The sequence below is a fragment of the Psychrobacter proteolyticus genome (assembly GCF_039762275.1).
In the GTDB taxonomy this organism is placed as follows: Bacteria; Pseudomonadota; Gammaproteobacteria; order Pseudomonadales; family Moraxellaceae; genus Psychrobacter; species Psychrobacter proteolyticus_C.
On record NZ_JBDLOB010000004.1, the window covers coordinates 267,540 to 280,115 of the forward strand.

The window sequence follows — 12,576 nt, forward strand, 5'->3', positions numbered from 1 at the left end:
CCTACTTCCCTTGATCGTCTGTTGAATGTTTAGCACTGATGGGTTTTACGCTGATATTTCTAACTCTAGAGGTAGCAGGCTTATTTTCTTCAGCACCCTCTTTTGACTTTTGGTTGGTTTTATCAACAATTCTATCTTTTTGCTGTACGGTGGTTTTATTTTTTGCTTGATCGTTTTTTCTGAGCTCATCAAGTACAGCTTGTTTTGGACCATCGATAATAATACGCTGGTTATCCATAATGATCAGCCGATCTACCAAGTCTAGCAATGCTGTCTTGTGGGTCGACACAATAAACGTCTGCCCTTTTGTCAACTCCTGACGTAACACTTGTAGGCAGCGCTGCTCTTGTCGGTTATCCATAGAAGCTGTAGGCTCATCTAGCAAAAACACATCAGGTTTGGTCAATAATAAACGGGTAAATGCCACCAGTTGCTTTTGTCCGCCCGATAGTCCTTTACCGCCTTCACTGATCGGTAGGTCGAGACCACTTGAATGACTGGATACTAAGTTTATTAGCCCTGTTCTGTTTAAAGTCTCTTGAAGGACATCATCATTAGGCGCTGCCATACCGATTAATAAGTTCTCACGCAGGGTTCCTTGAAACAATCGATGATCTTGCTGCAGATAACCCAAGCGCTCACTAAGTGTCTCACGACTGATTTGATGTATATCAAGTCCGTCTAACAACACACGTCCTTCCGTGGGTGCATACAGTCCTGCCAGCACCTTAAGCAAGGTAGATTTACCTGAACCAATGGGCCCAAGTATCGCTATACGCTCTCCTGGTTTAATCGACAGTTGCGGAACCGTAATGGCTGGTCGATCGTTGCCTTGGTAATTGAACGACAATCCATCGCACTGATACGCGCCTTTTATATGCGTAGGCGATAATGGATATGCAACGCCTTGGTTGTCTTGCTCTAGTGCAAACAGACTCTCAATATTCATTTTAGCGGCTTTGGCATGAGCATACTGTACTAGCAGATTGGGTATCGCCATCACAGGCGCCAACACTCTACCACCAAGTATCGAGCAGGCAATCAGTCCGCCCATTGTCATATCACCTTGCATAACGACAAATGACCCGACTATCACGATACCAACGTAGCTTACTTGCTGTAGCATCTGCGTAAAATACGTTAAGTTGTCATTGGCATGCTTCATATCCAAGTCGTTTTTGATGGTGACATCCATCACATCTAGCCAACGCGAGAGAAACTTCCAACTGCCTGCTCCTGCTTTTATTGTCTCGACACCTTCTACAGCTTCTACTAACAGACCCGTCTTATAATAAGAGGCAGTCGCGCCCTCTGATGCAATAGCATCGATGCGTTTGCGTGCAATCAGTCCCATCGTAATTGCGATGACCGCCGCTATTACTGGTACAACAGCGACTAATGGCGAGCCAATAAAAGCTATTAAGCTGATAAAAATAATGGTCATGGGCAAATCGACTAAACCAAAAAGCGTGCTCGCCGTAAAAAAGCTACGTACTTGCTCATAACCACGTAGCTGTGCTGCCATAGAGCCAACTGACCCCGGCATTTGGTCGATACGTACTTTGAGTAGACGTTGGAACACTTCTCGAGATAGGTACTGATCAAGACCGACAACGACCTTATCCATGATTCTTGAGCGAGAAAACTTCATAAACGCTTCAAACATGATCACCAAGAAGACGCCACTGGCTAAAATGATCAGCGTGTATTCACTACGCGTTGGTATGACACGGTCATAAACCTGCATAGAAAATAGAGAAACAGCTAATGCCAACATATTAATTAGAAAAGTAGCAATAACGGCTTCAGCTAAAATACCTTTATAATTACCCAAATCAGACTTTAATAGATCAGAAAATGAGGCCTTTCGCTGCTTAATATGATCTTCTTTTAGACGAATACGCATGACCAAAGTCAACTCTTCGGCACGCGTATGTACCTGCTGGTTCGCTTGTCTAAAGTTCCAACTTTTTTGCGGCGTTTGGCTATCAATCACGCCCCAACCTAAATCCGTTCGATACGCGAGTAAGGGTAAAAAAGCGGCATCAGGCTGCTCTAGTATTTCTGGTGTATCGGTTATGCCAATGCCTTGTAGTACTGCAATGACACCGCCTAACTCATGAATGCTCTGACCTTGTCTGTCCGACTGCTCACTATGACGTTTGACAACATCATGGAGTCGTATATTGTCTACTGGATAGCCTTGCTGTCCGAGTAAATGTTTAATCGCATCAGTCAACGTTTCGGTCAGATCGACCTGCTCTGAGTGTTGCAGCTCATGGTGGTCAACAGACTGAGACGGTGTCTTTTGTAATTGTGCACTCATATGAATCGCTTATTTAATATTTTAGATGGTTGCGTATGTAGGATAATTTACGCCTGTTTATATGACTTGTTGATTTAATTATTTGTCATATTCTCTTGTTCAGTTATCGGCGTAATACTGTAATCATCATTTAACATGAGATACTCACCATTGTTCAAGCTTTGCTCTGCCGTCGCGGGCAGCTTAATATCGATATATTCTTCTGCTGCGTTGTTTCCATAACCGAAATGACTACTAGCGTTGTTTTTGTCTTGCTTATTGAGCCATTGCTTAACAGAGTTGACTGGGCTAAACAAAGTCACTGGGTCACGATTATGAGAAAACTGCTGCCACTGCATAATGCCAAAATCTACTTGTAATCTATAAAACGCACCCAACATTTCTGCACGAGTTTGTACTAGCTGGACTTGATAATCGTTATGCTCACGGACAGCGTTTAGTACTTCAAGCCATGACTTGCGGCCTGCAATGAACTGCCGGCGATAAGAGCTGACCACAATCTGTGCCCCCGCTACAGCAGCAACCAACGAGGTTTCTCGGTCTTTGGCACTGACAAACTGCTGATATTGTACTTGAATGTTCTCGATGACATTACGGCGTGCAGCTTCTTGGTTTTGTACTAGGCTGTTGACCTCTGCCTGTGAAGCTCGTGCTAGCGCAAAATTCGAAAATCCAGCACCTGGTGCATAGCTCAATCCTACTGAGAACTTACCATCGTTTTCGTTATCCTCATGATAGTAAGCATGCTCATATTGGGCATAGATAGTTGGGTAACGAGCCGCTTGCTGTGCTTCGACACCTTGCTTCGCGGACTCAATCTGGAAGTGCTCTTTTACGACGGTAGGATTGTAAAAGCCAGCTCTATCGAACGCCATCCTTTCAAAGTCAACGGATTGCTGCTTGGCTTGATTTACCAACACCTTAAGATTCGGTATGCTCGTGACACTCATTTGAGACAGTGGCTGACCAATGATTTGTTCTAGCCTAGCAGCGGCGATACGTTGCTGCTCAACTGCCGCTTGATAAGATGTTTGCTCTTGTAGGATACGGTTAGTCACCAAATCAAGCTCAATACGAGCTGATACGCCTTGACCCACGCGTCGCTGCATCATGGCTTCAAAATCATTCAGCTCTTTTAAGTTCTCTACATGGACACTTTGCGTAGCGACGGCTTGGATATAGCTTTGCCAAGCATCAATCGTTGTTTTGGCCACTAGGTTTTGCTGCTCGTAGATATACTCTACCGCAGCCTTGTCATCAAATATGGCTTGATTCACATCTGCTGTGAGCTTACCCCCTGTCCATAGAGGCTGTCGAATGGTCACCTCTGAGACAAAATCATTGTCTCTATCGTAACCTGAGCTTACGCTTGGCGTTGGTAAAAGGTTTAATTTGGCCGCATTAATTCCTTCGGTAGTTGCTTCTTGACTCGCTCGAGCCGACCCTACTAAAGGATGCGTTTGAATTGCCTGCGCCACTAAGCTATTGATTTGGAAATCTGCTACTGCTGCGTGTGAAGTCACTGTAAAACATATACCAGTCGCCAAAGCGGTCATAAAATGGCGCACTGAAATACTACGAAGTAACTGCTTACGATTTGACGAATTTTTCATATTATTTTAGTAATCGTCCTTGTTGATGCGCTCTCAAATATGTATTCAACACTTCTGTGTTAAACCTTACTAAACCTAAGCTGGTAAGGCAATAACTCATATAGCCAATCAAGCTAACTAAGGTTATGTAACTTTATTAAAGCTCATATTCAGATATCAGTTGTTATCAAATTCATATTACATAATACAAATAACTAAATTTAAGCAAAGCTATTCATGATTTTCTCAGACAGCTCATAGCATACCTCTCGACTCTCAGCCTCTAGCACAATACTTAGATAATGCACATCACCATTTGTCCAATAGTTTATTAAGTTAGAGCCTATACCGACTAAGTTACCTGTCTTTAATCCTAGAATATTGGGGTAAGAACGCATAAGCTTATTGGTATTAAAAACTCTTTTTCCATTAAATTCAAAATATTTTAGAGAACAAAAAGAAGCTATTGCCCCATACTGACTGATAAACACTTTGGCAAGCTTACTCATATCTTGAGCTGTCGTGTCAGCCTTTCTGTCAAGACCCGAGCAACTGGTCCAATGAGTATTGGTTAGGCTGAGCAAATGTGACTTACGAACCATTTGTGATACAAATGTCTGCTCATTACCGGAATGCCAACAGGCTAAAGCAAATACTGCTTCATTAGAGCTAGCGACTAAAGCAGACTCAATAAGTACTATTAACGGTATTTTTTCACCCTTTTTATAGAACTGATAGTACTCACTACTACCCCTTAATAAACTGACAGGCATCTCTACCGTAGTTGTAACAGGATCGATTCTATCCTGCATCACTTTATCCCAGACCAACATAACCGTCATTAATTTAGCCAATGATGCCATCATTTTTGGTATTGCTGACTTGTTTTCTATGATAAGACGCTGATCGGTTATCTCATTATTTCTTAATTTAAAACTCTCAAACAGTATGGCGGCGTCTGTATTAAAATCCTCCTTAACAGTAGTATCTTTTGTCTCAACTACTGCTAACTCTTGCTGATAAACAATAGATTTTTTACTCTCTATGAATAGCTTATTGAGCCCAATGCCATTAGAGGCTTTAATAAAAACATGGTCATGATCTTTAATGAACTCATATAATTGTAAGCTTACGGCTTGTACGTCTTCAAAGTGATAAAGTGTTATATCTAGACTTTTAAGCTTATCGACCAGCACCTTGCTTTGACTACCGACTAAAATCAAAGCTCTGAAATTCATCTTTTCAATGATAGGAGCCAACTGTAAATGGTACTTACTACTGTCACCCCCTAGCTCCAACATATCACCCAAAATCAATACTTTTTGATGGGTAGGTGCCTGCAACTGTTCAAAGGTTTCGAGTGCTGCCTGCATGGATAATGGGTTGGCATTGTAAGCTTCATCATAAAGTGTAATTGATCGGTTTTGATAAGTCGTTTCAAGTACTTGCCCTCGCCCAGTCACGGCTTTAAAACTTTCTAGTCGAGTAATGGCCGCACGGATAGGTAAATTATTATGGTTGACCACGGCCAAAATAGCCATCGCATTTAGCACCATGTGCTGACCACGGGTCTGTAAATTCAGCAAATAAGTCTGACCATCAACTGCTATCTGTGCTTGTGCCTCTTTTTGATGATAACTGAGTAGCTTAATTGTTGCATCGTCATGTTCACCATAGCTGACGACATGAATCCCCCACGTGGTTGCCAAACGCTCAATCAAATCATACTGTTCAATATCTCGGCAAACAATGGCGAGAGAACCTGGTGTCATACCCTCAAAAATACGTGATTTTTTGAGAGCAATAGTCTCAACATTATGATGATACTCAAGATGTGCGGGTGCAATATTGGTAATGAGCGCTATATCAGGGCGGACTAAATTGGTATTGGCAGACATAGAGCCAATCGCCATCTCTAATACCCAGTGACTTATAGAATGAGGCATAGAAGCCAAATTCCATGCAATGCCTACCGGTAGATTTGCACTAGATTGAGTGTAGCTCGCACCGCCGAAACCATTCAGTACATGTGCCAGCATATGCACTGTTGTAGTCTTCCCAGCACTACCAGTAATACCAATCACTTGACCATCAAAGACTTGCCGAGCATATCGTCCAATCGCAATAGTCGCTTGACGTATATCGCGCACGTACAACACAGGAATACTTGAGTCTTTATATGCTATGGCATCATCAGTGATAATGGCAGAAGCGCCTTTTTTCACTAAAGACTCAATCGATTTTTCAGACAAATAACCCACCGCCATATTTTTTCTTCGAGCCACGATTAACTGACCTGACTCAAAACTGGGTGACCAAATACATAATCCTGTTGCAGACCAATCTACTGGCGGTGTGACTAGCCACCTACCCTTAGTGGCAAGGACAAGCGAATTGGCCGCTAACACGGGTTGTTTCAAATGCTGACTATCGGATTCTACTGGCTGATTTTTGTTTTCATTACCTGTGTGGATTACATTATGAGTTGATTGATATTTCTTTGCAGCGAGCTTTGGGTAATTGACTGTTTTTAAAAAATCAAAGTAACCAATAAGCCCTGATAAATAATGCTCTACATCATCAATTCGCACTCTGAACGAGTGATGACGGATAAAAAACCCATGCAAAATAGTTTGCGGAGATTTATAAAACATGGCCATTTCTGGAAAGAAAAAACCATTTATAAGATGATTGGCACGTGCATGTAATGCCTGATAAAACCCTTGAACATCAAAACCCGCTAACACATCATGAAACTCCGGATGCTCATCTAGCTTTAATAGCATTTTATGAAATGCCATGGATAGCTCAAGCAATGTCGGAAAAGTAGTGATACGGTTTTTGATAAAATCGGTATAGCCTGCAATATTATTGACTGCAAACTGAAAGTACTTTTTTTCAGATTTATATATAATCAACTCATTTGAGCAGTATGATAACCAGTGGTCGTGTGCTTGATGATGCTTGGCTTCGATAAAATAGTCAAAAGCGCGAGTGACACAATTGATCCAGCGCTCATCTTTAGTCAGTCCATATAGACGCATTAAAGCAAATGCCGCCTCGCCATCATAATAGATGATGCGATTTTCGGCTTTGAGTGATAAATCCTTACTATGCAATACATGGACGAAGCTACCATCCTCTTGTTGCATCGCGATAACACCTAACGCTAACTTGGTTGCTAGCTCATGATATTTACCTGCAAAAGGCGTATCCTCAAATACTTGCAGATATTTAACCAAGGCCAGTATCGCAACCGCATTGGCACCCAGCTTAATCTCTCCACCAGTATCAATCACATATGCTTTGTCATCATAGGTTTGAATAAGCTCATCAATCAAATAGCTCATGGCATTATCAATACTAACTTTCATATTAGCCAAAGCAAGCTTAGCCTCATCGTTACGATAGGCCTCAAAACTATGACAAGCTTCATAGCCTTCTATCAGTGCATAGGTGCTACTGGCATGACGCAGGCTATTATAAGTATCTATCGTGCGGCCAAAACAAGGAAAGTATCCATACACATACTGGCCAAAAGGCTGTACCTGTCTGGCTAAGTAATTCGTAGCCTGCTCAATAATGGGTTGGGTGCTGCTTGCCAATAAGGGTCGTAATTTACGATGGCCCTTATGACGAGGTTTGGTTTCGAGAGTGTGGTACTCACCTGTCTCTATATTTATAAATACACCAGCGGTATTAAAGCTAACAACAGGCAGATCATCGTGAAAGCTGGGGATTTGGCTGCTGCCATGACGCGCCTTTAAATACACGTTCAAGTTGTTAGCATTGACCCCTGCATGAGAAACAGTATTACCCATATAAAGGCAAGCATTGGCATTCAATTCCATCTCAGTTAGTAATAACCACGGCTCACGTACACCTTCAAATGCGATACCAGAGCGATAATAATTACGCTTAAATCGTTTTAAGCTTTGCTGAAAATCCGACCAAGTGGTAAATGAGGCTTGATTTAACCATTCTAGCCTTAGCCACATAATAGGGGCATCAAATTTTGTGGATAGCTTTTCTAGCTTGTCTATAATTATGGGAAATATTTGTTCAAAGTCAGAGAAGTTGCTAATGCGATCTATTTCGTCTAGTTTTATTAAATCATCAATAATGAAAGTGACTACTTTGGCTTTTTTATGACTATCAGAGACTGATAAAATGAAGGTGATAGGCAACGTATCTACTGCAGAATCCTGAAAATTCCCAGTACTATTTTCAGTATTTACTTGGGTAATATGCGTTTGTACCCAGTGTTCATAGATAGCTGGTAATTTATTTTTTAAGTGAGTAATTAGGCCATTCATACTGGTGGTTTCGCTCATTTTTTTATTGTCCTTTATTCACTATTTTTAGTATTTTGGGCACTATCCTATAGACCCTTAAGGCTTATTAACTATAGCTCAAAACGGTTATGTATACCTTGTAAAAAACGCCCCCAGTTTGGGAGCGTTTTAAAATTAAAGTTCAATTACTCAGCACTAGATAATATTGGTGATATCTGTATCGATGTGAATCTGCTTAGAAATATCATTATCTGATTGCCAGACATTATAAACCTCACCACCTGAGGCAGTCTGCTCGACATTAGACCAACTATCGCCTTCTAAGTTGACGGTATCATCACTATCCCCTCTAACATAGATAGTTGAATCAACATCGTTAGCTGCTATGTTCAAAGTATTTGCACCTATTCCACTGATATCGATAATATCTAGTACCTCTGGCTGGATCAGATCAGACAAGCTAATGACTTGATCTGCCCCATCAAAGCTTAGGATATCGAGCCCTTCGGTTGAAGTGATTAACGAGGTATCAGGAAGCTCAATAGCGTCGTCAGTCTCGTCAGCTAGTGTGAAGCTCTCATCTACCATCATACTACGTGCAGCGACTGGTTCTGGTGCTGGCCAGTCACTAGTAATATTTATAGTCAGTGTAGCGTTATCTGTATTATTAAAATCATCAAGTATCGTGTATTCAAACGTTTCTACTTGGTTGATGACACTTAGGTCTGGATCAGGTGTATAGAAATACGAACCATCTGGTTTTATTGTGAGTGTTCCGTAGAGACCGTCTATGACAGTGGTGCCAATAACACTCGTACCATCAACTGACGAAACAACCGTGGATAGCGTGACATCATCATTGTCACTGATCACATTACCAACAGCAGCTTGAGAGCCATAGGTACCTGGCTCATCTGGATCAGTCTTCGTAACAAATCCATTAAGATTAACGCTAGAAAGTGCTCCAGATGCCTCAGCTATAACACGATAGTTACCTGCTTCCAAATTTTCTAACGTAATAATTAAGCGCTCCCCTAGAAGACCGCCAAGGTCGAGCAAACCAGCATCTGTCTGAGTAGCAACATTAACCCAGAAGGTACCAATCTGTTTTTGTACCATAAAGCTAGTACCACCTAGAAGGTCACTCGATTCAAGGGTAAGTAACGCTGATCCTATATCACCTGGGTCAATAGTGAACGTTCTTGTCACACTGGAAAGACCTAACACGTTACTAGCTTGACCAGAGATAGGCTGCTCTATCGTTTCTGGATTTACAATCAGCTCTGTGGTTGCCACATCATCTACCGCATCAATTGGGAAATCGACCGCTGGGTAATCACTCTCGATACCTACTGTCAATGTGGCACTATCAGTACTGCCAGTAACTGTATCAACGATCGTGTAAGAGAAGGTGTCTGATTTACCAATACCACCAACATTTGAGTTTGGCGTATAAGTATAGGCACCATCAGCGTCTATAACCAAGATTCCGTGGTCACCTATGATATTTGTCGTACCACTACTGTTAATTGGTTCACCATTAACTGTAGTAACTACCGTATCAGCGGTTGCTACATCATTCTCGTCAATAACATTGCCCGTAGCATTTGCAGTTGCTACCGATGCTATCGCTGTTGAATCAGTCTCAACGATATTCGCCGTCAGGGTTCCAGTAGTAATCAGACCAATTGCTGGACTGACGTAACCTATCAATCGGTATTCACCGGTTGGTAAATCTGTTAATTGGTAACTCGCATTTCCACCTAAGAGACCGAGCACATCAATCAATCCAGTATTAGTACCAGAGTTCCCAATATCAACAAAGGTGCCATTCGCATCTTTTATTTGGAGAACCACACTACTATTATTCAGAAGATCTACCACCCCAGATGCCGCAAGACTTATTTCTACAGAGCCTGTACTATTTTCAGCAATATCAAAATCAAATTGCATTTCAATATTCCCTGCACCAAGCAGACTCAATACTGATGTTGCCGAGTCCGTTTTAATCTCAGTAGTCGTCACTGGTGTAACGATTATTTCAGCTGTAGTACTATCGTCGATGGCATCCACCTTGATAGGTACGATGACAGTAGTAGGCGCACTTACGTTACCTGCAGCATCAGTAGCCGTTGCGGTAACGGTTTCACCATTAATTAGTGGGTTAGCACTAGTATCAATGACATAGTCGCCAGCACCATTTGTAGTACCGCTGTAGTCAGGTACGCCATCGCCATCGCCATCAATATCAATTTCAACCAACGAGTTGGGTTCTGCTGTGCCACTTACTTCAGTGCCATCTGTATTCACTTCAACAACTGGGGCAGCTGGAGCAATTGTGTCAACTGTGATAGTCACAGAAGGTGCATTACCACTGACATTGTTTATAGCGTCTTTGATGTTGTAACTTAGCGCATACTCGCCATCATCTAAAGGCGTCTGCGGTGTTAGCGTATAACTGCCATCCGCATTTTTGACGACTATAGCATCAACCACAATATCGTCAATTACCAACTGAGGTGTGTCTCCATCATCAACAATGTTGGCATCAATCACCAAACTTGGCGTGTTGTCATTTGTGAACCCATTATCGACAATGATTTCTGCAGGGTTCAGTACGTCACCGCTGCCATCATTGGCCACGTTATCAGTGACAGTAGCCACTGATATGGGCGTACTAGGAGCCGTGGAGCTGATATTAATCACCAGTTGTGCGGTGTCACTGTTACCTGCTGCACCGTTAGAGATAGTATATTCAAATACTTCTGTTTTACCTGACGATGCGTAGTCACCATTGGCCCTGTAAATGTAGTTACCAAGCTCATTGATGATTAAAATACCGTACTGACCCTGTATGGTAAATACGTTGAGACCGTCAACAATTTCAGAAGTCGGCTCTAATAAAGTATTTTCACTATTGATATCAGTCAGCTTAGTATTAGCGGTGACTATATCTTCACCCAACTCATCTTCTGCTAACCCATCAGGATTAATGACATTACCTGTGAGGATTGCATTTGAATCGAAATTATATTCCGTTAGTGTAGTCGTCACATTGGTCGTTTCTAGCAACGTTAGGGTATTGCTAAGTAATGCACCTGCAACAGCATCTAATACTGGATCAACTACGCCCCCAAGTAAATTGTTTAATACAGTGTTGTTTTGGAGCAAAGTCACCAATTCATCGATGCTTAGCTCATTTGTCACACCTAAAGCAACTGTAAGAATACCTTTGACTGTGGTGCCCAGACCAACTGTGTCAGCATTTAGCGAGGCCTCTACTGCATTTAAGACAGCCGTTTGATTACTCAAGCCTAAAACGATGCCAGAGTCGCTTAAGTCTGCCAATTCTATATCTTCGACTAAAGTAGTTAATGCACTATCACTTTTACGCACTATTACTGTATAGTCTCCTGGCTCTAAACCAGATACAGTCGCTGTCAATGTGTCGTTGTCAGTAATGCCTAGTACCTCTAAACCGACTACATCACCTATTAGTGGTTCACCACCAGTAGTACCAACATAAACACGGTCGCCATTGCTATTGTAGACTTCTATATTAACGGCATCCGCTACTGCAACTAGCGCTATTTGTTGGACATCAATACTAACTGTACCAATCGCGCCATCACTTACAGTAAAGCCAAGAATACCATCTGAGTCTACATCCCTTGCAGTAATATCGCTTCTCGTAACGAAACTACTCCTTTGCACGAAACTACTTCTTTGGGCAATTCCATTTCCTTCAGCGATACCAAGTACGGCGACGTTATTGTCAGTTACTGGTGGGTTATTAGTGGCTTGTAACTCACCTAAATCTATATCGGCTGAGTCATCTTGAGCAACTATGGTAGTAGTATCAATCGTCACATTGGTGACTGACGAATCCTCACTCACGTTACCTGCCTCATCAATAAGGTTGTAACTGAGTGTATAAGGGCCATCAGTCAATGGCGTGGTTGGCGTTAAGGTCACGCTGCCATCATCATTAGGCGTAGAGGTTGAAGGTACGACGCTGCCATCAACCAACAGTTGCGGGATACCGTTAGCTACTTGCTCGGCAGGTACAACAACGCCTGGTGTGTTGTCGTTAGTCAGGCCACCATTAATGACAGTTTCTGCTGGAGTGAGCTCGCTACCATCAATGTCGACATTGTCAGTGACCACAGGGGCATCAGTTGGTGCCGTTGGTACAACCGTATCCACAATGATGTCTTTGGTCACAGGGGCACTGATATTACCAGCGGCGTCCGTGGCAGTGGCGGTTAGGGTTTCATCCCCTTCGCCCATGGCCGCCACGTCATCGGCATCAACTGCCACACTCCAGTTGCCATCACCATCGACGGTCACAGGATCGCCAATC

The 12,576-nt window shown here is 42.4% G+C and carries 4 protein-coding genes; all 4 read right to left on the minus strand.

From position 1 onward, the window contains the following. Nucleotide 1: 1 nt before the first annotated feature. Nucleotides 2-2,326, minus strand: coding sequence for a type I secretion system permease/ATPase (locus ABFV72_RS08855; RefSeq protein ID WP_347163238.1), 2,325 nt, complete (start codon nucleotides 2,324-2,326; stop codon nucleotides 2-4). Between the two features lie 74 nt (nucleotides 2,327-2,400). Beyond that, complete coding sequence (locus tag ABFV72_RS08860) at nucleotides 2,401-3,939, minus strand: TolC family protein (RefSeq protein ID WP_347163240.1); 1,539 nt, start codon at nucleotides 3,937-3,939, stop codon at nucleotides 2,401-2,403. A gap of 200 nt (nucleotides 3,940-4,139) precedes the next feature. Beyond that, nucleotides 4,140-8,252, minus strand: a complete 4,113-nt coding sequence (locus ABFV72_RS08865) for a Mur ligase family protein (protein ID WP_347163241.1) — start codon at nucleotides 8,250-8,252, stop codon at nucleotides 4,140-4,142. A 156-nt stretch (nucleotides 8,253-8,408) separates the two neighbouring features. Further along, nucleotides 8,409-12,576, minus strand: a 4,168-nt coding sequence (locus ABFV72_RS08870; protein ID WP_347163243.1) for a beta strand repeat-containing protein, incomplete at its 5' end; no start/stop codon positions are given.